The following is a 23126-nucleotide window of genomic DNA, read 5'->3' on the forward strand; positions in this document are numbered from 1 at the left end:
GGTAGTTGCATCCAAGGGAGTACACGCTGGATCATCGGCGACCGATTCCCCTTGGCCAGACTGGAATGCACTGATGCCCGCCCGCACTCTTCGATGCCTGTTGTTGCCCGTGGTTGCACTGCTGGGCCTCGTGGCCATGCCAGTCTCGGCGGACAGCCTTGAGGAAGCCAACCAGAAGACCCGCGTGCTGCTCCAGAACACCATGCAGCAGCGGGGCATCCCCGGCCTGCAGGTGGCGGTGATCAAGCACGGCAGCATCGTGTTTTCCGAAAGCCTCGGGTTGGCCAACGTGGAAAACCACGTGCCCGCCAGCAGAACGACCCTGTTTCCGCTGAACTCGGCGACCAAGGCTTTCACCGGCGTGGCAGTGATGCAGCTGGTCGAAGCGGGGCAGCTTGACCTTGATGCGCCGGTTTCCCGCTACCTGCAGGCCTTGCCGCCAGCGTGGCATGGCATCCGTGTGCGCCAGCTGCTTGCGCATACCTCCGGTCTGCCGGACATCGTCGGTGAGCAGGGTCTGGCGGGCGGTGGATCCGAAGCCGATGCCTGGCGCACGATCGAGCAATTGCCGGTCGAGGCCGCCGCGGGCGAACGTTTTGCCTACAACCAGACCAACTATGGCCTGCTGGCCAGGATCATCGCGCAGCAGGGCGGCGTGCCTTACGAAGACTTCCTGGCAGCACGTCAGCTTGGAGTGTTGGGCATGTCGCGCACGCGCTTCGGCGACAGCTATGACCTGGTTCCCGGCGCGGCAACCATCTACAGCCTGTTTCCACGCAGCACGGATGCGGAAGGTGCGCCGGTGCGCCTGTCGCATTGGTTCTATGACATGCCGCAGGGACTGTGGGCCGGCGGCGGGCTGCAGACAACGGGCGATGAGTTGGCCGCATGGCTGTTGGCCTTGATGCAGCAGCGCTTGATCAGCGCGAAAAGCCTGGCCCGCATGTGGGCGCCGGAACAATTGAACGATGGCAGCGCAGGTCCATGGGCAGCGGGCTGGCCCGTGGCCACCGTAGACGGACGGCGACAGGTCAGCAGCATGGGCGGTGCGCGTGCGGCCTTCGTCGTCTATCCGGACGAAGGTCTGGCCGTCATCGTGCTGACCAACCTGGTTGGCGCCAATCCACAGCAGTTCATCGCGCAGATCGCCGCTATCTATCGTTGAGTGGCGCAAGCGCTGCAGCGGGTGGTTGTCCGGCAACTGCAGCGATGCGCTGCCCATGTTGCCGGGCTCAGTACAGATCCATCGGGTCCACATCAAGCGACCAGCGCACCCGACGCGCCTGCGGCAGCCCGTAGGCCTGCGCCATCACGCTGTCCAATACCGTATGCAGCGGCCGCCGCTGTCCGGCCGACAACAACAACTGGGTGCGTTGGAAGCCCGCGCGGCGCGGCATTGGCGCCGGCATCGGGCCAAAGCGTTCAACATCGCTTTGCGTCGGAATCAGTTGTTTGAGTGCGCCCAGGAACTCATTGGCCTGTTCCACCTGTTTGGCCTCGGCACGCAACAAGGCCATATGCGCGAAGGGTGGAAATCCGGCCGCCTCACGCTGCAGCAGTTCGGCATCGGCAAAGGCGTGGTAACCGCCGTTGACCAAGGTGTGCAGCAGCGCGTTGTCCGGGTGGTGCGTCTGCAGCCAGACCTCGCCGGGGCGCTCGGCGCGACCGGCGCGGCCGGCGACCTGGATCAACTGCTGAGCCAGTTTTTCACTGGCCCGGAAGTCGGCCGAGAACAGGCCTTCATCAATCCCAACCACGACCACCAGGGTCAGCTTCGGCAGGTCGTGGCCCTTGGCCAGGATCTGCGTGCCGACCAGGATGCCCGGTTGCTCGCCCAGCGTTGCCAGGGTCTGTTCCAGCGCATCGCGGCGGCTGGTGGTACTGCGGTCGATGCGCAGCACCGGGTAATCGGGGAACAACTGCAGCAAGCGCTCTTCCAGCCGCTCGGTGCCGATGCCCTGCGGTTGCAGCGCCAGGCTGGTGCAATCGGGGCAGGCCAGCGGCACAGGCTGGCGCGCGCCGCAGTGATGGCACTGCAGGCGGCGACCACCACCATGCACGGTCATCGGGGTTTTATGCAGGGGCGTGCTGCAGCGTTTGCAGGGCGCGGTCCAACCGCAGTCATGGCACAACAGTACCGGTGCATAACCGCGGCGATTCTTGAACACCAATACCTGGCTGCCGGCCTTCAGGTGCTGCTCAATGCCGGCCAGCACTTCCGGCGACAAGCCGTCCTGCAATGGGCGCTTGCGCACATCAAACACACGCACGCCTGGTGGCTTGGCATCACCTGCGCGCTGCTGCAGGCGCAGGTGCGTATAGCGACCGCTGCGCGCATTGTGCAGCGACTCCAACGATGGGGTGGCGCTGCCCAGCACTACCGGCACGTTCAGCGCCTTGCCGCGCACCAATGCGAAATCACGCGCGTGGTAGCGGATGCCGTCCTGCTGCTTGTAGCTGCCATCGTGTTCTTCATCGATCACGATCAAGCCGGCCTGCGGTAGCGGTGTGAAAATCGCCGAGCGGGTACCGACGATCACTCGCGCCTCGCCACGCGATGCCGCTGCCCAGACGCGGGCGCGCTCGTTGTCGTTCAAGCCCGAATGCAGCGCGTGCACCGGAATGCCCAGGCGGCTGCGGAAACGATGCAGGGTCTGCGGGGTCAGGCCGATTTCCGGCACCAGCACCAGCGCCTGCTTGCCCTGTTGCAGGCAATGGCAGATCGCCTGCAGGTAGACCTCGGTCTTGCCGCTGCCGGTGACGCCATCGAGCAGGAACGGCTGGAAGCCATCGGCGGCCTGCAACGCATCGATGGCCTGTTGCTGCTGCGGGTTGGGCTGGGGACCGGGCCGGGGCTGCGCCTGCGGGATGAGGGCAGGCACCTCGATGCGATGCACGAACTCGCGCTTGGCCAGGGCCCGGGCGGCGCTTCGCCAGTCTTCCAACTGCTCGTCCAGCAGATCCTCGTTGACCGCACCTTGCTGCAGCAGGCTGGCCAAGCGTTGTGGGCGGGTGTTGGCGCGCAGGCGGGCAAGACCGGCGCTGCCTGCTTCGGTCAGCTGCCATGCCCAGCCGTGGGTATCCGGCAGCGCCTCTCCGCGCCTTAATAGGGCAGGCAGGGCGGTAGACAGGACTTCACCCAAAGGGGCGTGGGTATACCGACTGAGCCAGCGTAAAGAGGCCAGCAGTTCCCCCCCCAGCAATGGACCTTCGTCCAGCCAGGCCAGTGCCGGCCGCAGGCTGTCGGTGTCATCGGCCTGGCCCAGGCTTTCGACCACGCCCACCAGTTCGCGGTTGCCGAAGGGGAGCCGCAGGCGCCGGCCGATGTCGGCCTCTGACGGGGCAACCTCGCTCGGGGGCAGGTAATCAAAGCTTTGCGGGAGCGGCACCGGCAAGGCGACGCGCAGGGTGGGGCAGGCGGGCATGCTGTCAGTTTAGCTGCCCCGGCAAGTGGACCGGGCGGTATTCACTTGCGTGCGCAAGCTGTGAGCGGATCCATAAATGCCATGTAAACGCCGGCCCTGCTTAGGGATTTGGGCTTATCCACATTTCCTGTGGATAACTCTGTGGGTGAGCGCGGTGCTCCACGCGCCTTGGGCGATGGTTCAAGCCTTTGGGTCAACTTGGACAAAAAATAGCCACATACATTTGTCATTTAAAAACAAATACTTATCCGTGAAACAAAAACGAAATGCAGTCTGCGCATGACGTTCGCAGGGAATTTGTTACGGCGTATTGACGCTGTGCACAAGTTCCGGCAGGGGCGCTGCCGACACTGTTAAGAGCGCGTGCAGGCCGTCGGCAGGCGGGGACGTGCTGGGTATGATTTGTCCCATGACGGAGTTCACATGATGGCTGCACCAGCCCCTCTTTCCCCGGCCGCAGCCAATGCCTTGACCGCCTTCCTGCGCGGGGCCGAGCGCCGTGCGCTGGTCGTGGCCGAGCTGCAGACCGGCGATGCCGCGGTTGCCGAGCGCGCGGTGGCCGTGGCCATGCGCGCCTTTGCCGGGCATGCCACGCAGCTTCCCATGGCTGAATGGCCGGCCCGGTTCTGGGGGCTGCTGTGCAGCACCCCGCAATTGCTCAAACCCACCGGCGTCGGTCAGTGGGACCCCGCGTTGGCCCATCTGCGGCAGTTGGCCGCGGCCGAGCGCCTGGCCTTGCTGCTGCGTATCGGTGCCGGTCTGGACGAAGACGCTGCCGCAGCGGTGCTGGGCGTGGCGCCGGCTGCATACCGGCAGGCCTTGGCTGGCGCGTGCCCGGTGGATGCCCAAGGGCAGCCGGATGCGGCAGGCTGGCGGGCGCTGGCCGAACAGGTGCAGGCGCAGGTACGGGATCTGTCGAGCGCACGGCTGCAACAATTGGAGCAGTTGCGTGACGCAGTGGTGACCGGTGCGTTGCCGGCCAAACCGACGCCGGCAGCGGTCAAGCCCGAGCCGGCACCGCAGCGCGCGACGCAGCCACGGCGCAAGCCGGGCAAGCGCTGGACGTTGCGGACCTGGTTGCTGCTGTGCCTGCCGCTGTTGCTGTTGGCACTGGTGGCTGGCTGGTGGTGGCGTTCGCATCACCCGGCCGGGACTGCCGATGGCGCAGGCAGCGGGCTGGCTGACGACAACCCGGTGCAGGTAGAGGAGCTTGCCGATGACGGCGAGGCGGCTGCGCCGGGCCCCGATCCGCATGCAGGCAGCGACGCGGCGATGTTGTCCGATCCAGACCTGGGCTTGGCCCGCGATGTGGACTTCCTTGCGTGGTACGCCGCTGGCGGTCCCTTGCCGGTGGACGAATCCGAACCACAACCCAGCCGGCCCGAACCTGCCGCCGCAGCCTTGGAGACGGTCGATGCTGAAAACTGAGCACCTGCTGTCGGCGCTGTTGCTGCTGGCCTCGGCCGGTTTGCTGCATGCGGCCACGCCTACCGCCTTGCCAGGCATCCCGTCGCCGCCCGCTGCCAGCGCGCCGGCCTCGGCTTCAGCCAGTTGGCCCGGCCTGGCCGCCGCGCAGAAACGCGACCTGCGCAGCCGTTACGCTGCCTGGCAGGCATTGCCCGATAGCGAAAAACAGCGCCTGCGGCAGGCCGCCAGCGCACTGGCTGCAATGCCGCCGACGCAACGTGATGCCCTGCAGGCGCGCTTCGCCGGCATGGACAAGCTGCATCGCGACGGCTGGCTGCTGGGCGCGCAGCTGGGTACTTTCTATCCTCGGTTGCAGCCCTTGTTCGGTTTCGTACCCGATGCCGAACGCGCTGCAGTCATTGCCCTGCTGCGCGGGCTGGACGCTACCCAGCTGGAGCAGCTGAGCCTTGTTTCGATGCGCACGCCGCCGCAGGAGCGCGACGCATTGCGCGCGCAACTGCTGGGTCTGGCGCCGGCCCAGCGTGATGCCTGGTTGCGTGAAAAGGTCGGCCATTGACCGCGCGCTGGCGCGCCAGGATCAAACCCAGCGTTCACCACATGGCAGGGCGGTAACCGTGCGGCCACGGTAGAATGGGCACACTCCGCGACCCGGCAACCGCGCACTTCCTGCGCCGGCCGCAGTCCGCGTCCTCTGCTTTATGTCCACTGCTCCCGCTACGCCGCGCTTCCTGCAGGAAGTGCGGACGACTGGTCTTCTCGCCCTGCCGCTTGTGCTGGGCCATGTTTCCACCGGTCTGATCGCTTTCGTCGACAACACCATCGCCGGCCATCACGGTACCGACACCTTTGCTGCGGTCAGCATTGGTACGGCGCTGCTATGGCTGCCGATGCTGGTACCCATCGGTACGCTGATCTCGCTCACCGCATCGGTGTCGCAGCTCAATGGCGCAGGCCGCCAGCACGATATCGGTCCCTTGTTCCGCCAGGCACTGTGGCTGGGGATCGGGCTGAGCGCGCTGATGTTCCTGTTCCTGAGCGTGGTACCGGCCTTCTTGCCCGCCTTCGGCATCGCCGCGGACATCGTGCCCGGCGCCACTGACTTCCTGCATGCCATCCGCTGGGGTGTGCCGGCGCTGACCCTGTACTTCTGCATGCGCTATCTCAGTGAAGGCATGCATTGGACGTTGCCGACCATGCTGATCGGCTTTGGTGGCCTGTTGGTGCTGGCGCCGCTGGGCTACGTGTTGTGCAACGGCAAGCTTGGTTTCCCCGAGCTGGGGGCCGAGGGCCTGGGCATCGCTTCATCGGTGACCATGTGGGTGCAGGCGCTGGCCTTTGCCACCTACCTGTGGACCACCAAGCGCTTTGCCCACCTGCAGTTGTTCAGTCATTTCGAGCTGCCGCGCTGGCGCGCGATCTGGGACCTGCTGCGTACCGGCCTGCCGATCGGCATCACCGTGTTGATGGAAGGTGGTTTGTTCATCATCACCGCGCTGCTGATCGGGCGCATTGGTGCCACCGAAGCCAGTGCCCACCAGATCGCCATCAACGTTGCCCAGCTGTGCTTCATGATCCCGATGGGCGTTGCCGAGGCCACCACCGTGCGGGTCGGCCATGCCGTGGGCAGCAATGACCCGCTGGGCGTGCGCCGTGCCACCTGGGCCGGCTATGCGATCGTGATGGTGACCCAGCTGCTGTCCATCACCGGCCTGCTGTTGGGCCACGATGCCGTGGTGCGCCTGTATACCGACGACCTGGCGGTTGCCGCGCTGGCGTCGACCCTGCTGCTGTACGCGGCCACCTTCCAGATCCCCGACGGCATCCAGGTGCTGTCGGCCGGCGCGCTGCGAGGGCTCAAGGACACCCGGGTGCCGATGTTCATCGCGATGTTCGCCTACTGGGGCGTGGGCATGCCGCTGGGCGCTGGCCTGGGGCTGGGCATGGGCTGGGGTCCGCAGGGCATGTGGGTCGGTCTGATCATGGGCTTGACGGTGGCTGCGGTACTTTTGGGCTGGCGGTTGCGGGTGAGCAGCCGGCGGCTTCTGTACCCCGCGTCACCCTGACTTAAAGGCCATGCCGCGCATCGTGCTTATGCGTATCCTCAGCTGTAACAAGCCCCAACCGGAGCGTTCATGAATCCCCCCCCCGTACCGCGTCGCAATCCCGTTGCCACCTTTTTCGTGGGCCTGTGGGATGTAATGAACTTCACCCGCCGGTTGATCCTCAACCTGGTGTTCTTCGGCCTGTTGCTGTTGATGCTGATTGTCTTCCTGGTAGTACTGGGCAAGGGCGCATCCTCGGCCAAGGTCATGCAGGACCGCACCACGTTGGTGATCGCACCGGAAGGCCGTCTGGTCGAGCAGTTCAGCAGCGACCCGGTCAGCCGCGCGCTGGCCAAGGCGCTGGGTGAAACCAACGCCGAGGAAATCCAGCTGCGCGACCTGGTGCGTGCCATCGAAGCGGCCAAGGACGACAAGAAGATCGAACGGGTGGTGCTGCAGCTGGACAAGCTGCAACCCAGTGGTTTCGCTTCCATGCGCGAAGTGACCGTGGCCTTGCAGGAACTGCGTGCAGCCAAGAAGCAGGTCGTGGCGTTCAGCGAGAACATGGGCCAGTCGCAGTACCTGCTGGCCGCACAGGCCGACGAGGTCTATCTGGATCCGATGGGCGGGCTGTTGCTGGAAGGCCTTGGCCGTTACCGCCAGTACTTCCGCAGTGGCCTGCAGGACAAGCTGGGCGTGGACGTGCACCTGTTCAAGGTGGGCGAGTACAAGTCCGCCGCCGAGCCCTACGTGCTCGACGCCGCCTCGCCGCAGGCCAAGGAAGCCGACCTGTTCTGGATGAACGATGTATGGCAGCGCTATCTGGGCGATATCGCCAAGGCCCGCAAGCTGGATGTCGCGCAGCTGGCGGCCGGCATCGACACCCTGCCTGAGGGCATCGCCGCCGCCGAAGGCGACCTGGCGCGTTTCGCCCTGCAGCAGAAGCTGGTGGATGGCCTGAAGACGCGCGAGGAAGTGGATGCCCTGCTCACCGAGCGCGGCGCTGCCGACAGCGATGCCGACGGCGGTTATCGCCAGATCGCCTTGAACGATTACCTCACCCAGATTGACGCACGCCGTTCGCCGGTTGATTCGCGTCCGCAGGTGGCGGTGGTGGTGGCCGAGGGTGAAATCTCCGGCGGCGACCTCCCGGCTGGCCGCATCGGTGGCGTGTCGACCTCGGCGCTGCTGCGTGAGGCCCGCGACGACGATGACGTGAAGGCCGTGGTGCTGCGCGTGGATTCGCCGGGTGGCGAAGTCTTCGCTTCGGAGCAGATCCGACGGGAAGTGGAAGCGCTCAAGGCTGCCGGCAAGCCGGTGGTGGTGTCGATGGGTGATATGGCTGCATCCGGTGGCTACTGGATCAGCATGAACGCCGATCGCATCTATGCGGACGAATCGACCATCACCGGTTCGATCGGCATCTTCGGCATGATCCCCAACTTCGCCCGCAGCCTGGACAAGATTGGCGTGCACACCGATGGCGTGGGTACTACCCGTTTTGCCGGCGCTTTCGACGTGACCCGTCCGATGGACCCGGCCGTGGGCCAGGTGATCCAGTCGGTGATCAACAAGGGCTACGCCGATTTCACTGGCAAGGTCGCCGCTGCCCGCAACAAGCCGGTTGAAGCGGTGGATGCGGTTGCGCGTGGCCGTGTGTGGAGCGGGGCGCAGGCCAAGGAGCACGGCCTGGTGGACGCCTTCGGTGGCCTGAAGGCTGCCGTGGCCGATGCCGCCACCCGTGCCAAGTTGGGTGAGAGTGACAAGTACCGCGTGCGCTATGTGGAAAAGGCGGCGACGCCGTTCGCACAGTTCATGACCGGCTTTGCCGGCAGTCGCGCCGGTGCCTGGATGCTGGCCGATTCGGGCATTGCCCGCATGATGCTGGCCAAGCAGATGCCGGAGCTGGATACCCAGCTGCGCTTTGTTGAAGACGCCGTGAAGGATCGCAATGGTGCGCCGGTGAAGTCGCTGGCCTACTGCTTCTGCGGTTTGTAAGCCGGCTGCGCAGCGCCTACCGACAACGCCGCCTTCGGGCGGCGTTGTCGCATCCGCCTGCCCGGTAGTGCCGAGCCATGCTCGGCAGGGGCTTCCCAGCAAACCCTCGGTAGTGCCGAGCCATGCTCGGCAGGGGCTTCCCAGCAAACCCTCGGTAGTGCCGAGCCATGCTCGGCAGGGGCTTTCCCAGCAAACCCCGGTAGTGCCGAGCCATGCTCGGCAGGGGCTTTCCCAGCAAACCCTCGGTAGTGCCGAGCCATGCTCGGCAAGGGGCTTTCCCAGCAAACCCCGGTAGTGCCGAGCCATGCTCGGCAAGGAGGCACTACCGGTGAAGCTCCTGCCGAGCATGGCTCGGCACTACAGGTGTCGCTTGCTGCCGAGCATGGCTCGGCACTACATGTGGCCCCTGCTGCCTGGCGCGGCACTTCCTTCTATTGCGGGGTATCGGTGGTCGCTCCGCCTGTAGCATCCATCGCGGCCTTTTGCGCCTTGGCCGCTTCCTCGGTCGCCGCGGCTGCGGCCTTGGCCTGCGCCAGGGGCTCTGCGATGGCTTCGCGCATGGCCGTTGCCTGCGGTTCCGGGCGCCGCTCGGTTTCCGGTGGCTGCGGCTTGCTGCATGCCGCCAACGCTGCCAGCAGCGGCAGGATCAACAGGGAATGAGGCTTCATCGGCATGCTCCGCTGGACTCAGGCGGCTATCCTAGCCCCATCCCCCGGCAGCGTCCTTCCGCGGCGCCGCACTTGAGCCTCGAAAAGGAAAATGCAATGAACCCGCAGCGCTGGCGATTGGATGGACAGACCGCACTGGTAACCGGCGCCACGGCCGGCATCGGCCTGGCGATCGCACGCGAACTGATGGGATTCGGCGCTGATCTGCTGATCGTCGGTCGCGATGTCGATGCGCTGGAAACCGCCCGCGACGAACTGGCTGACACGTATCCCGATCGCAGCGTGCATGCGCTTTCAGCCGACGTCAGCGACGACCAGGACCGCCAGGAGATCCTCGACTGGGTGGAAGATCACAGCGATGGTTTGAACATCCTGGTCAACAACGCCGGCGGCAACATCACCAAGCCGGCCACCGAGTATTCCGAAGACGAGTGGCGCGGGATCTTCGAAACCAACCTGTTCTCGGCGTTCGAGCTGTGCCGCTATGCACACCCGTTACTGACGAAGCATGCGTCCTCGGCCATCGTCAACGTCGGCAGCGTGTCCGGCATCACCCACGTGCGCAGTGGCGTGGTCTACGGCATGACCAAGGCGGCCATGCAGCAGATGACCCGCAACCTGGCCTGCGAATGGGCCGAGGACGGCATCCGGGTCAACTCGGTCGCGCCGTGGTACATCCGCACGCGACGTACGTCCGGTCCGCTGTCGGATCCGGACTACTACGACGAGGTGATCGCGCGCACGCCGATGGGGCGCATCGGTGAGCCGGAAGAAGTGGCCGCCGCGGTGGGCTTCCTGTGCCTGCCGGCATCCAGCTATGTCACCGGCGAGTGCATCGCGGTGGACGGCGGCTTCCTGCGTTACGGCTTCTGAGCGGCGCAGTCGCTGGCATCCAGCACTGCCTGCAGGCGCTGGTACTGCTGGCGTGCGTCCGGTTGTGCGAGCGAACTGAAGCGCGCCGCTGATTCGGCATCGCGCACCCGTTGTTGCCACGTGCTGCACAGCTGCGTCGGGTCGATGGCCGCGCAGGTGTCGCGCTGCACTTCGCAGGCTTCACCCGCGCCCTTGGCAGGGTTGCCGTCCAGGCCGACCACGCGCATGGGCACGCAGCGGCTTGGCGGTTCAGCGCTCTCGCTGAGGTAGTCGTCAACTCCACGACCTTTGCACAGGTAGAGCGCTGGCAGGGCAACAGGCGCGGGTTTCGTAACCGGTGCGGCAGGCGCCACCGCTACCGGCTCCGACGCGGGTACTGCCTGCGGCACAAGTACGCCGGTCGCAAGGGGTGCCAGTACCGCTGCCGGTGGCGCAGGTGCAGCCACTGCCTGCATCACCTTGGTGGTCTGTTGCATGCCCTTGGGGCAGGGCATGTTCTGGATGGTGAGCGCGCCGCTGGCATCGGTGCAGCGGTAGAACGTGATTTCACCGGCCTGGGCGGCGCTGGCGCAGAACAAGGTGAGCAGCAGCCAACGCATCAGTGGCCTCCACAATCCTGATCAAGTCGTGCTTCGATGCCACGTTGCTCGCGTACCAGGTCCTTGCGCTCGCTCTGCAGGGCGCTGTGATAGCGACGGATAAGTTCCCAGCGGCGATCGCGCAGGCGTGCGCAGACTTCCTGCGGTGGCAATGCCTGGCAGCTGTCGCGTACCAGTACCGAACCCATTGGCACCGCCACCCCGGGTCGCCAGGGTGTGCCGCCCGCGCCGGGTGGGTGCGGCGGACGTGGGCCGTGACCGTTATGGCGGGGATAGGCGTAGGCCCAGGTGGGCACCCAGCGCGGATTGCCTTCGTTGTTGTCGCTGGTATAGCGCTCGCCCTCGCTGGTGACGCACTCATACATGGGCTGCGGCGGCTGTACCGTGACTATGCGCACCTCACGCTGCGGGACGGGTGTGGCGACGGCTGCCGGTGCCGTCGCTGCAGGGCGTGGTGGTGGATCCTTGGGGCGAGTCATGTCCAGCACCTGTTGCTGGTGGGCCTTGGTGCAGGGCGCATCCTGCAGCGACACCGCACCATTGCTGCCGACACAGCGGTAGATGCGCACATTGTCGGCAGAGGCGGCAGGCGGCGGATCCGCCGCCAGTGCCGCCACGGGCAAGCAGATCAGGCAACCGAGCAGGAGCAGGCGAGGGCGCATGGCGGCAGTGTGCCATGGGGGCTTTGTTGTTGTTCACGGCTGACGCCGGTCCCGCAAGCACCGCCGGCATCGCCCCTTGTAGAGCCGAGCCATGCTCGGCTGAAGCTTTACAGGTCGAGCATCAGCCATGGCTCGGCTCTACCGCCGAGCCTGTATGGATTTTAAGGAAAGCCCCTGCCGAGCATGGCTCGGCACTACCGGGTGCTGGGCAGGGGCTCTCAGTCGCGCAGGACTTCGCCGGTGGCAGCGACGCGGATGCGGGTGGGCTGGGCCAGGCCGCCGGTGGCGCCATCCAGTAGCCCGTCCAGCTGTAGCAGCAGGGCGGGGTCCAGCTGCGCACGGCTGCGTGCCGGTGGCTCACCGGCGAGGTTGGCACTGGTGGATACCAGCGGGCCGCCCCATGCCTCGCATAGCGCCCGTACCAGCGGGTGGGCACTGACCCGCACGGCGATGCCGGTGTGCTCGCCGGTGATCCAATGTGGCGCATGTGGACCGGCCGGGACGATCCAGGTGTTGGCGCCCGGCCAGCTGTCCAGCACCGCTTGGCGGCGTTCGTCGGCGAGCGCATCCAACCGCACCCAGCCGTCCAACTGCGCGGGATTGGCGGCAACCAGGATCATGCCTTTCGCGATGGGCCGCTGCTTGAGCGCGAGCAGCTTCATCACCGCCGCTTCGTTGGAGGGATCACAGCCCAGTCCCCAGACCGCTTCGGTCGGGTAGGCGATCACGCCGCCGGCCTGGAGGGCCGGGACGACGTTGTGCAGGTCGAGTTCACGCATGGTCAGCACCGTTGGAGGGCCGGCATGAAGAAGGGGGCCAGCCCGCGAAAGGGACGCAAAGCAAAGGCCGCCCGGTGGGCGGCCTGCTGCGGGTGCTGCTGATTATCCGCTTGTTGGCGGAGGAGGGGGATAGATGGGCCGTTTTGCTGCTTTGGAGCAAGACCTTTTTGGCCTGTTCTTGGAGCAGAGCCAATCCTCTTCCGCCCCCCCGCCTTCGCGGGGGCAGGCTCTTCGGGCACCTTCTCCCGGAGGGAGAGGGAAGTGCAGGATCAGAACGGCGGTGCGTCGTCGGCTGCTGACTTCTTCACTGCCTTCTTGGCGACGGTCTTCTTGGTGGCCTTCTTCGCCGCGGTCTTCTTGGTTGCGGCTTTCTTGGTCGCCGCCTTCTTGGCCGGGGCCTTCTTTGCGGCGGCTTTCTTCGGTGCCGCTTCCTTCTTCACCGTGGTCTTCTTGGCGGCCTTCTTGCCAAAGCCCTTGCGCACCGGCTTGCCGGTCTCGGCCATCAGTTGCTCGACTTCAGCCAGGGTCAGCGAGGCGGGCTCGCGGTCCTTGGGGATCTTGCCGTTCATCTTGCCGTCGCTGATGTACGGGCCAAAGCGACCGTTCAACACCTGGATGTCCGAGCCTTCGAACTCCTTGATGATGCGGTTGCGCGCGATCTCTTCCTTCTCCTCGATCAGGAAGATGGCGCGGGCCAGGTCGATCTTGTACGGGTCGTCTTCCTTGGTCAGCGAGGCATAGGTGCTGCCACGCTTGGCGAAGGGGCCAAAGCGGCCGATGCCGACGGTGACTTCCTCGCCATTGGCATCTGCGCCAAGCTTGCGCGGCATGTCGAACAGCTTCAGCGCCTCGTCCAGCGAGATCGAGTAGATGCTCTGGCCCGGCTGCAGCGAGGCGAACTTGGGCTTCTCTTCGTCATCGACGGTGCCGATCTGCACCATCGGGCCGAAGCGGCCGATACGTGCGGTGACGTCCTTGCCGCTGACCGGGTCCGGGCCCAGCACGCGCGCGCTGCCGGCATCGGTGCGGTCCAGCGACTCGCTCTTGTCGGTGACCAGTTCCTTGAACGGGCCCCAGAAGCGCGCCATCAATGGCACCCACTCCTCTTCGCCGCGCGACACCGCATCCAGCTCGTCCTCGAGCTTGGCGGTGAAGTCGTAATCGACGTAGCGGGTGAAGTGGCTGGACAGGAACTTGCTGACCGCGCGGCCGACGTCGGTCGGCTTGAAGCTGCGGCCTTCCATCTCGGTGTACTTGCGGAACAGCAGGGTCTGGATGATCGAGGCGTAGGTGGACGGACGGCCGATGCCGTATTCCTCCAGCGCCTTGACCAGCGCTGCTTCGGTGAAACGCGGCGGCGGCTGGGTGAAGTGCTGGTCGGCGACGATGCGGTCCAGCGGCACGCGGTCGCCGGGCTTCATCATCGGCAGCTTGCGGCCTTCGTCCTCGTCCTCGGCGCTCTTGCTGTCCTTGCCTTCTTCGTACACGGCCAGGAAGCCAGGCACCACGACGGTGGTGCCACTGGCGCGGAACACGTGTTCGCTGCCGGCCGACAGGTCGACGCTGACGGTATTCAAGGTCGCCGGGATCATCTGGCAGGCGACGGCGCGCTTCCAGATCAGCTCGTACAGCTTGCGCTCGTCGTCGGTGAGGTACTTGCCGACCTGGGCCGGGGTACGCAGCGCGGAGGTCGGGCGCACGGCTTCGTGGGCTTCCTGCGCGTTCTTGGACTTGGTGGTGTAAGTGTTGGGCTTGTCCGGCAACGCGCTGATGCCGTAGTCACGGGCGATCACGTCGCGGATTTCGGCCAGCGCGTCCTGTGACAGGTTGACCGAGTCGGTACGCATGTACGAGATCAGGCCGACGGTGCCTTCATCGCCGATGTTCACGCCTTCGTACAGCTTCTGCGCCACCTGCATGGTCTTGCGGGTGGTGAAGCCGAGCTTGCGCGAGGCTTCCTGCTGCAGGGTGGAGGTGGTGAACGGTGCGGCCGGGCGGCGCTTGCGCTCCTTGCTGGCGACGTCGGTGACGTGCAGCGCACCCTGCGCGGCCTGCTGGATGCGCAGGCGGGCGGCTTCGGCGGTGTCGCCGTCGGTGACGGTGAACTGCTCGAACTTCTGCCCGTCCAGCTTGATCAGGCGTGCATTGAAGTGCTGCGAGGGATGCGCGCAGGCGGCCTCGATGCTCCAATATTCGCGCGCAATGAAAGCTTCGATTTCTTCCTCTCGCTCAACGATCATGCGCAACGCCGGGCTCTGTACGCGGCCGGCGGACAGGCCGCGCTGCACCTTGCGCCACAGCACCGGTGACAGGTTGAAACCGACCAGGTAGTCCAGCGCGCGGCGCGCCTGCTGGGCATCAACCAGGTCCGAGGCGATCTCGCGCGGCTGGCCAATGGCCTCCTTGATGGCACGCGGGGTGATCTCGGTGAACACCACACGCTGCATCGGCTTGCCGTCCGACAGGCCGCGCTCCTTCAGGATCTCGGCGATATGCCAGCTGATGGCCTCACCCTCGCGGTCCGGGTCGGTCGCCAGCAGGATGTCATCGGCGCCCTTTGCGGCTTTTGCGATGGCTTCGACATGCTTCTCGTTCTTTTCGATCAGGTCGTAACGCATCGCAAACCCGTTGTCCGGGTCAACCGCGCCTTCCTTGGGGACCAGATCACGCACATGCCCATACGAGGCCAGGACCGTGTAGTCCTTGCCGAGGTATTTATTGATCGTCTTGGCCTTGGCCGGCGATTCGACGATGAGCAGGTGCTTGGGCATGTCAGTACATTCTTGGGGCGGAAGGCCCTTGGGGGGCGCTAGGGTGGCGTAAACCGGGCCGATAGTGAAGCAGATGGGGCCGTTGTGGATAAGCCGACGCCCGGGTTGAGGCCCGGGCGTTCAGCTTGGTTCCTTATTTAGAGGAATCATGCCGGGGTGGCTGCTGTCAAGCCGCCCGGCCCTCTCAGTTGAAGTTCGACGAGGCGATGCCGATCACTGCCAGGACCGCCACGATGCCCAATACGGCCAGCAGGCCGAAGATGGACAGCACCACGATGGTGACCGTACCCAGGCCGCGCTGCTGCCATTCCGGGTTGTCGGTGAAGGCCCATTTATCGACCACGAGGGTGTCGCAGATCATGTCATGGACGCCCTGCTTGCGCTCAGTGAAGGCCACCATCAGGCCAGCGATCAGCACGCCCAGGCCGCAGGTGACCAGGGTGAACAGCATCAACGCGATGTAACGCAGGAAGCCACGCCAGAAGGTCAGGCCGTCGCCGTTGCTGCGTACCACCTTGATGCCCACCGCCATCTTGCCAAGGCTGGCCATGTTGCTGGTGGAGTACATCCAGCCGAAGTACAGCGCCGGCACCAGGATGCTGATCGCGTAATTGAGGGTGTAGAAGGTGACCATCACGCCGGCACTGGCAACGTCCGAACCGGACGACAGCGATGCCATGCTCACGCCCATCACCAGCATCAGCGGGATCAGCAGCACATAGCTGAGCATGCCGGTGACAAAGCTGTCGATGATGGAGGCGGCAAAGCGCCGCCACAGGCCTGCATAGACCACTTCTCCGCCGTGTACCACGCGGGTGTGGTCACGGCTGACCGTGCCGGGTGCGGCATACGGCGAGGCGTCGCGATCAGCTGCTGCGGCAGTGGCCGCCGCCACCGCGCTGCCATCGGCGATGGCGGTGTAGTCGGCACGCAGGTCGATGCCTTCCGAGGCCGGTGTGGCAACCAGCAGCTCCAGCTCCTCGGCGGCAACCGACAGCGCTTGCCATTGCGGCATGCCTTCGCGCCAGACCAGGGTGGTCAGGTCCAGTTCGCCCTTGCGGAACAGGTCGCGGATCGTTCCGGCATCTACCGGGCCGTGCCGCTCGCGCTGGGCATCGGCGTAATACCACTCAGTCATCAGTTTCCCCAGAGAATTCACGGCTGCGGCAATCAGCCGCGGCAATTGGCAGGCAGGTACTTGTCATCCACGTCCGAGCTGCATTCCCAGGTCGCGGCCTGCATATCGTAGTCGAGCCAGAGCGTTTTGCCGTGGAGTGCAGGTTGCTGCGGAATGTTGAAGCGTGCTTCCAGCCCACAGTGGCCCTGCTCGAAGCGACCCACGCGGACCTCCCCCAGGTCGCCGCTGGCATAGCTTTCAGGGCTGCCAAAGCCGTCCTCGCCATTGACCGGGCAACGTTCATTGGCGGCGGCAAAGGTGGCGATATCCGAGCTCAGGGGCTGCAGTTGGGTGTAGACCACGTTGGCCTTGGCGCGCTGCGTATAGTCTTTGTAGGCGGGCAGGGCGATGGCGGCGAGGATCGCCAGGATCGCCAGCAGGATCACGGCGACCACCGCGCCGATGAGGGCGGCGATGGCGCAACCGGACATGCCCTGCTTCGGTGGCGGTGCCGCTGCGGGGTAGCGCGGCACCTGCTGCAGTGGCGGTGGCAGCGGTGCGGCGGTTGCCGGGTCAGCGGCGGCCTGCTGCGGGACGATGCCCAGTTCGGCGGCAAAGTCGCGCAACGGGCGCCAGTCACCGGCGCCGTCGCGCCAGAGCAGCGTGTCATCGTCGATGCGACCGGAGCGGTGCAGCTCGACGATGTTTTCAGTTTCCAGCGGACCGCGCCGTTCGCGGTTGCCCTCGGCGTAGAACCATTGACTCACGTGGCTTTCCTCATGCGTCCCTGCATGCCGCGTGGGCTCAGTGCAGGGGTTCGGGTTCGTCGACAAACATCTGGGTTTCCATCCAGGCGTAGGCAGCTTCCGCGCCGGGCTGGTTGAACAGCACCATCAATACGACCCACTTGAGGTCATCCAGGTCCAGCTCGTCCTGGTCCAAGGCCATGGCACGGTCCAGCACCAGCTCGCGCTGGTCGGCGTCGAGGATGCCATGTTGTTCCAGGAACAGCAGGAAACCCCGGCAGTCCACGTCCAGCTTGTCCAGCTCGGGGCCGTGGAAAACGCGCACGGGCCCATCAACGCGGGGCCGGGCGACGGCCGGGCGCTGTTCGGCCAAGGCATCGAGCCAGTCGAAGGCCTTGCTGATCTCGGTGGGACTGAAACCGGCCTGGATCAGGCCGTTCTGGAGCGAGTCGCGGTCTCGGATGAGATCGGCATCCTCGCTGAAATAGTGTTCAAACAGGTACAGCAGGACGTCCAGGATGCTCTCTTTCATTGCCCCTCGGCCTGCGCCATCCGGCGCTGTGGAGGTGAAGGAACGCTCAGGTGCGGGTGTAGCGACCGTGTGCGGACGACACTCTCCCTTGCAGTTCCATGAGCAGCAGCATGGAGGACAGCATGGCAGCCGTCAATCCAGTGCGCTCAATCAGTGAATCCATACCGGTTGGGTCGTGGCCCAGGGCTTCCCACAATCGCTGGTAGTCCGGGTCCGGCAGGTCCGGGACCGGGTCGGGGCCGGTCACTGCCTTGGAGGTGGGGGTGTGCAAGCGGGTTTGCAAGGCGTTGCCCAGTTCGCCAGCCAAATTGGCCACGCCTTCAAGAATGTGGTCGGCATGTGTCACCAATGTGGCACCGTCACGTATCAGGCGATGGCAGCCGCGGGCCATGGGGTTGTGGATGGAGCCGGGCACCGCGAATACCTCGCGGCCGGCCTCGCCGGCCAGGCGTGCGGTGACCAGGGCGCCCGAGCGCTCGGCGGCCTCGATCACCACCGTCCCAAGGCTCAGCGCCGCCAATAGCCGGTTGCGGGCAGGAAAGTGGCCGCTGCGCGGCGTGGTGCCGGGAGGATATTCACTGACAACCGCGCCATGTGTGGCCAGTTCGGCCTGCAGCTGGCGATGATGGCGGGGATAGACGATGTCCGGGCCGGTCCCGATCACCGCATAGGTGGGGGCGGTTGCCGCCAAGGCCGCCCGATGCGCGGCCGCATCGATGCCGGCGGCCAGCCCGCTGGCAACGGTCAGGCCGCATTGGCCCAGCTGTTCAGCCAGTAGCCGGGCGTTGTCGCGGCCACCGGCGGTGGGATTGCGGCTGCCGACGATGGCAATGGCCGGTTGCCACAACAGGCTCGCGTTGCCGGCCACGAACAGGGCCAGCGGAGGGTTGGGGGCCTGGCGCAGCAGTGGCGGGTAGTCCGGTGAGGCCCAGCCGAGCAGTTGCCTTGCGGGAGCATCCAACCAGGCCTTGCTGCGCGCCATCGCGACAGGGTCGGGGTGGGCGATGGCCTGGCATTGCGCTGCGGTGCAACCGGCGGCACGCCATACGTTGGCCCCAGCGGCCAAGGCCGCGCCCGCATCCTCGAACTGTTCCAGCAACAGGCGCAACGGCTGCAGGGGGCCGCCGGCCAGGGTCAGGGGCAAAAGGGCGGCGGTGGTTGCGGGTGCAGGCGGGCGAGATGGCTTCATCGCCCGAGGATCGACCGGATACGACAACGGCGCCCTCGGGCGCCGTTGTGTTGGTGTGTAAGGCTTGCCGGCTTACTGCGCGTCCGGGTGCTTGAGCTCGTAGCCCACCCGTGCCGGCTTGCTGCCTTCCATGATCAGCGCATAGCTGACCTTGTCAAACGTGCGGAAAACCATCGCATGCGCCGCATATTCTTCCGGCAGCGCAACCCGGCCGACACCGTCTTCGAAGCGCTCGTTGATGCGCGAGCTGTCACGATGGGTGATGCGGTCGCTGACATGGCTACCGCTGCGCCAGATCGAAAACACCGTGCCGTTGTCGATGCCTTCGCGGGCACCGCCGGAGATGGCGATGACATCGCGCGGGCCGCCGGAGCTGAGTACGTCGGTTACCGCCAGCACGCGCAGGTGACCCGGCAGCGGCTCGGTGGTTGGTGCATGCGGGATGAACTGCAGGTCGTACGGCTGGGCCTGGATCGGCACCAGGCGATCACCTGCCCGCACTTCACGGCCGCTGTCTTCCAGGCGCAGGGTCGAAGCGTGGGCTTCGTCGCTGCCAACCTTGGTCAGGGTGCCGATATTGACCTGTGCCAGTTCATAGCCGAGGAACTCATTGCGGTCACTGCTGGCAATGTAGTCCTTCCACAGATTGCCTGAACCGGGCAGCGTATTGCCGCGCACGTCCAGGTCGTTGCTGGGTTTGGGCTGGCTGTAGCTCACGGTGGGGCGAACCACCATGTAGCGCTGGCCCGGCTGGGTGCCTTGCAGGCCAACCACATAGGCCAGCTGGCCGGCGCTGGCGCGCAGGCGGTCATCTTCCAGTCCAACCACGTAGGGCAGCTCCTTGAAGCTGTCCACGATGTTCAGGTTCTTCAGGAACGGTTCGACGTCGGCCAGCGGGATCGCATTGATCGGAGCCTCCTGGCGCGGGCCAGGTTGCGCGGTCACGCGGTCCAGGTAGGCCAGGCTGAGCACGTCACCCGGATAGATCAGGTGCGGGTTCTTGACCTGCGGGTTCGCCTGCCAGATTTCCGGCCAAAGCCACGGCTTCTTCAGGAAACGAGCCGATATGTCCCACAGCGTATCTCCCTTGCGCACCACATAGGTGTCAGGGTGAGAGCCGTTCATTTCCACGGCGACAGCATAGGTCGTCACGGTCAGCAGCGCCGCGGCGGCGACCGTACGTATTTGTTTCAACATGGTTGCGATCTGCCTGATTCCCCAACAGGTTGGCGCACTATATTGCAGAAATGGGCGCGCCGGGCAAGCGCAAGCGGTAGAATTGCGACATCTTGCCGATTTGACCGGCATTCCCACTTGGTATTGCTATGGCCCTCCTGCCCATTCTCGAATTCCCCGACCCTCGGTTGCGCACGAAGGCGGCGCTCGTTGATGCCGCCGAAGTGACCACCCCGGACTTCCAGCAGCTGCTCACCGACATGTTCCAGACCATGTACGAGGCGCCGGGCATTGGCCTGGCCGCCAGTCAGGTCGACGTGCACAAGCGTTTCATGGTCATCGACGTCAGTGAAGAGCGCGACGCGCCGATGGTTTTCATCAATCCGCAGATCGTCAGCGCCAGCGATGGCGGCCGCGTCTACCAGGAAGGCTGCCTGTCGGTGCCGGGCATCTATGCCGACGTCACCCGCGCCGATTCCATCGTTGTTCGCTTCCTCGACCGCGAGGGCAAGCAGCAGGAGTTGGCCGTGGATGGCCTGCTGGCCACCTGCGTGCAGCATGAGATGGACCATCTGGACGGCAAGCTGTTCATCGACTACCTGTCCCCGCTCAAGCGCGAGATGGTGCGCAAGAAGCTGGCCAAGTCGCGCAAGCACGTCGCTTGAGTGCAGGGATTGGGGAGGTCGGGATTGGGGATAGGTGAAGGCGTGCATTGCTGCGTCTTTTCCAGCTCCGGCGTTCCCTCCTGCGTCCCTGATCTGCACGCCGATTTTTTGATTCGCGATTGGTAACCGTCGCCGCTGCGCTGCTTTTGCCAATCCCAAATCCCGAATTCCAGACCCCCGCCCAATGAAAATCATCTTTGCCGGTACGCCGGAATTCGCGGTCGCCTCCTTGGCTGCTGCGGCTCGCCATCACGAGGTGGTCGCCGTCTACACCCAGCCGGATCGCCCCGCCGGGCGGGGGCGCGGGCTGATGCCCTCGCCGGTCAAGCTCGATGCCATTGCCCGCGGTATCCCGGTGTTCCAACCGGAAAGCCTGAAGTCGCCTGAGGCCCAGCAACAGCTGCGCGACCTGCAGCCAGACCTGATGATCGTGGTGGCCTATGGCCTGATCCTGCCCAAGGCAGTGTTGGCCATTCCTACCCACGGTTGCTGGAACGTGCACGCTTCCCTGCTGCCACGTTGGCGCGGCGCGGCGCCGATCCAGCGCGCGATCGAGGCCGGCGATGCCGAAACCGGCGTCTGCCTGATGCAGATGGAAGCTGGCCTGGATACCGGCCCGGTGCTGCTGCGCCAACACACCCCGATCAGCGACACCGATACTGGCGGCCAGTTGCACGACCGTCTGGCGCAGTTGGGTGCGCAGGTACTGTCCGATGGTCTGGGGCTGTTGCGCGCCGGCCTCAAACCGATGCCGCAGGTGCAACCCGAAGCGGGCGTCACCTACGCCCACAAACTGGACAAGGCCGAGGCCCGGCTTGACTGGAGCCGCGATGCTGCCGCGCTGGCGCGGACCGTGCGCGCATTCAACCCGTGGCCGGTGGCGGAGGCTACCTTGGCCGGCGAGCGGGTGCGCATCCATGGTGCCGTGGCCTTGGCCGACAACCGCGGCAAGGCGCCCGGCAGCGTGATCGGCGCTTCGCGCGAGGGTATCGATATCGCCTGCGGTCAGGGCGCTCTGCGCCTGCGGGTGGTGCAGCGCGAAGGTGGCAAGGCCATCACCGCCGCCGACTATCTCAATGCCCGGCGTGACCTGCGGATCGAGGACTGATCCGTGACGGCAACTTCTTCACCCTGGGCCGGCAAAGGCGCAGCGCAGGCGCCTGGCGTGCAGACCCGTGTCGCGGCGGCCAAGGTGTTGGCTGCGGTGTTGGGCAAGGGCCGCTCGTTGAAAGCCGAACTGGCCGCGGCGCTGCCGCGCCTGGACGACAGCCGCGACCGCGCGTTGCTGGAGGCCATCTGCTTCGCTGCCCTGCGCCGACGCTGCGTTTACGAACAGGCGCTGACAACATGGATGCAGAAGCCGCTGGGCCCGCGTGACGTGGACCTGCGCGGGCTGTTGATGGCGGGTTTTGCCCAGCTCGACGCATTGCAGTTGCCCGCGCACGCTGCGTTGTCCGCCACGGTGGACGCGGCGCGCGCGCTGGGCCGTGAGCGCCAGGCTGGTCTGGTCAACGCGGTACTGCGACGCGCGCAGCGCGAGGGTTTTGCCGAAGCGCGCGCTGAAGATGCGTGGCCGCAATGGTTGCTCAAACAGGTCCGCAACGACTGGCCGGAGCAGGCGGGGGCAATCATTGCCGACAGTCTGAAGCCCGCGCCGTTGTGGCTGCGGGTCAATCGCCAACAGCACCGCCGTGATGCCTACCAGGCACAGTTGGCGGAGGCGGGCATCGAGGCGTTGGCCGAGCCGCTGAGTGGTGACGCGCTGCAGTTGCCGCAGCCGGTGCCGGTCAGCAGCCTGCCCGGGTTTGCCCAAGGCGCCGTATCGGTACAGGACCTGTCGGCGCAGCAGGTGGCCGATGCGCTGGCGCCGCTGGCCGGGGCCAGGGTGCTGGACGCCTGCGCTGCACCAGGCGGCAAGTCGGCACATCTGCTGGAACGCGACCCATCGTTGAAGTTGCTGGCGCTGGATGTGGACGCGCGTCGTCTGCAGCGTATTCGCGAAACCTTCGCCCGCACGGGTGTTGGCGCTGATGCCACCGTGCAAGCCGTGGACGCCGCTGATCTGGCCGCATGGTGGGACGGGCAGCCGTTCGACGCGGTGCTGCTGGATGCACCGTGTTCGGCTACGGGCATCATTCGCCGCCAGCCTGATGTGTTGCTGCACCGCCGCCCTGCGGACATCACCGCCCTTGTAGCCCTGCAGGCGCGGCTGATGGATGCGCTGTGGCAGGTGCTGCGGCCGGGCGGGGTGCTGCTGTATTCGACCTGCTCGATCCTGCAGCAGGAAAATACGGCACAGGTAACTGCATTCCTGCAGCGTCACCCCGATGCCAGTCTTGAGCCATTGCCTGGCGCATTTGGCCATGACCAGCAGGGCGCGCGCCAGCGTCTGCCGGGCGAACAGGGGGGGGATGGTTTCTTCTATGCACGTCTGCTCAAGGCACGGGAGCGCTGAG

At 65.7% G+C, this 23126-nt stretch carries 20 protein-coding genes; 9 read left to right on the forward strand and 11 right to left on the reverse strand.

Annotated elements, in window-relative coordinates:
• Positions 1-73: 73 nt before the first annotated feature.
• Positions 74-1165 (forward strand): serine hydrolase domain-containing protein, encoded by a 1092-nt coding sequence (locus RT460_RS02025; protein WP_313316844.1) that lies wholly within the window; start codon positions 74-76, stop codon positions 1163-1165.
• Between the two features lie 67 nt (positions 1166-1232).
• Here the strand turns inward: RT460_RS02025 and RT460_RS02030 are convergent, their stop codons facing one another.
• On the reverse strand, positions 1233-3425 hold the full coding sequence (locus RT460_RS02030; protein WP_313316845.1) for a primosomal protein N': 2193 nt from the start codon (positions 3423-3425) through the stop codon (positions 1233-1235).
• Between the two features lie 423 nt (positions 3426-3848).
• Here RT460_RS02030 and RT460_RS02035 point away from each other — a divergent pair, with 423 nt between their 5' ends.
• From RT460_RS02035 to sppA, 4 genes are all read left to right on the forward strand, one after another.
• Complete coding sequence (locus RT460_RS02035) at positions 3849-4853, forward strand: hypothetical protein (RefSeq protein WP_313316846.1); 1005 nt, start codon at positions 3849-3851, stop codon at positions 4851-4853.
• Positions 4840-5409, forward strand: a complete 570-nt coding sequence (locus RT460_RS02040; protein ID WP_313316847.1) for a DUF3106 domain-containing protein — start codon at positions 4840-4842, stop codon at positions 5407-5409. Before RT460_RS02035 ends, RT460_RS02040 begins: the two co-directional genes overlap by 14 nt.
• A 142-nt stretch (positions 5410-5551) precedes the next feature.
• On the forward strand, positions 5552-6916 hold the full coding sequence (locus RT460_RS02045; protein ID WP_313316848.1) for an MATE family efflux transporter: 1365 nt from the start codon (positions 5552-5554) through the stop codon (positions 6914-6916).
• A gap of 69 nt (positions 6917-6985) precedes the next feature.
• Positions 6986-8893 (forward strand): signal peptide peptidase SppA, encoded by a 1908-nt coding sequence (gene sppA / locus RT460_RS02050; protein ID WP_313316849.1) that lies wholly within the window; start codon positions 6986-6988, stop codon positions 8891-8893.
• A gap of 431 nt (positions 8894-9324) precedes the next feature.
• Here the strand turns inward: sppA and RT460_RS02055 are convergent, their stop codons facing one another.
• Positions 9325-9561, reverse strand: coding sequence for a hypothetical protein (locus RT460_RS02055; RefSeq protein ID WP_313316850.1), 237 nt, complete (start codon positions 9559-9561; stop codon positions 9325-9327).
• Positions 9562-9657: 96 nt separating this feature from the next.
• Here RT460_RS02055 and RT460_RS02060 point away from each other — a divergent pair, with 96 nt between their 5' ends.
• On the forward strand, positions 9658-10434 hold the full coding sequence (locus RT460_RS02060; protein WP_313316852.1) for an SDR family oxidoreductase: 777 nt from the start codon (positions 9658-9660) through the stop codon (positions 10432-10434).
• Here RT460_RS02060 and RT460_RS02065 read toward each other — a convergent pair.
• From RT460_RS02065 to RT460_RS02105, 9 genes are all read right to left on the reverse strand, one after another.
• Complete coding sequence (locus RT460_RS02065) at positions 10422-11033, reverse strand: DUF4124 domain-containing protein (RefSeq protein ID WP_313316853.1); 612 nt, start codon at positions 11031-11033, stop codon at positions 10422-10424. The two genes, RT460_RS02060 and RT460_RS02065, sit on opposite strands and share 13 nt — an antisense overlap.
• Positions 11033-11695 carry a DUF4124 domain-containing protein gene (locus tag RT460_RS02070; protein WP_313316854.1) on the reverse strand — a complete coding sequence of 221 codons (663 nt, stop codon included), beginning with the start codon at positions 11693-11695 and terminating at the stop codon, positions 11033-11035. Before RT460_RS02070 ends, RT460_RS02065 begins: the two co-directional genes overlap by 1 nt.
• Positions 11696-11913: 218 nt before the next feature.
• Positions 11914-12474 (reverse strand): Sua5/YciO/YrdC/YwlC family protein, encoded by a 561-nt coding sequence (locus RT460_RS02075; RefSeq protein WP_313316855.1) that lies wholly within the window; start codon positions 12472-12474, stop codon positions 11914-11916.
• A gap of 269 nt (positions 12475-12743) precedes the next feature.
• The gene (locus RT460_RS02080) at positions 12744-15245 is read right to left on the reverse strand and encodes a DNA topoisomerase I (protein WP_313316856.1); all 2502 of its coding nucleotides are present in this window, start codon (positions 15243-15245) and stop codon (positions 12744-12746) included.
• Between the two features lie 184 nt (positions 15246-15429).
• Positions 15430-16383, reverse strand: a complete 954-nt coding sequence (locus RT460_RS02085; RefSeq protein ID WP_313316857.1) for an RDD family protein — start codon at positions 16381-16383, stop codon at positions 15430-15432.
• Between the two features lie 32 nt (positions 16384-16415).
• Positions 16416-17129, reverse strand: a complete 714-nt coding sequence (locus RT460_RS02090; protein WP_313316858.1) for a pilin — start codon at positions 17127-17129, stop codon at positions 16416-16418.
• A 37-nt stretch (positions 17130-17166) separates the two neighbouring features.
• The gene (locus tag RT460_RS02095; protein ID WP_313316859.1) at positions 17167-17640 is read right to left on the reverse strand and encodes a DUF494 family protein; all 474 of its coding nucleotides are present in this window, start codon (positions 17638-17640) and stop codon (positions 17167-17169) included.
• Between the two features lie 46 nt (positions 17641-17686).
• Positions 17687-18829, reverse strand: a complete 1143-nt coding sequence (gene dprA, locus RT460_RS02100) for a DNA-processing protein DprA (protein ID WP_313316860.1) — start codon at positions 18827-18829, stop codon at positions 17687-17689.
• Positions 18830-18901: 72 nt separating this feature from the next.
• Entirely contained in the window at positions 18902-20026 is a 1125-nt protein-coding gene (locus RT460_RS02105) for a LysM peptidoglycan-binding domain-containing protein (protein ID WP_313316861.1), read from the reverse strand.
• Positions 20027-20154: 128 nt separating this feature from the next.
• On the opposite strand from RT460_RS02105, the gene def reads away from it, so the two are divergent.
• The 3 genes from def (at position 20155) to rsmB (ending at position 23125) form a co-directional block, all read left to right on the forward strand.
• Positions 20155-20670: a peptide deformylase gene (gene def, locus RT460_RS02110; protein WP_313316863.1), complete on the forward strand. Its 516-nt coding sequence runs from the start codon at positions 20155-20157 to the stop codon at positions 20668-20670.
• 184 nt (positions 20671-20854) lie between these two features.
• Complete coding sequence (fmt, locus tag RT460_RS02115) at positions 20855-21778, forward strand: methionyl-tRNA formyltransferase (RefSeq protein ID WP_313316864.1); 924 nt, start codon at positions 20855-20857, stop codon at positions 21776-21778.
• A 3-nt stretch (positions 21779-21781) separates the two neighbouring features.
• Positions 21782-23125: a 16S rRNA (cytosine(967)-C(5))-methyltransferase RsmB gene (gene rsmB, locus RT460_RS02120; RefSeq protein ID WP_313316865.1), complete on the forward strand. Its 1344-nt coding sequence runs from the start codon at positions 21782-21784 to the stop codon at positions 23123-23125.
• Position 23126: the final 1 nt, after the last annotated feature.

This window comes from Stenotrophomonas sp. (assembly GCF_032061965.1).
Classification (GTDB): Bacteria; Pseudomonadota; Gammaproteobacteria; order Xanthomonadales; family Xanthomonadaceae; genus Stenotrophomonas.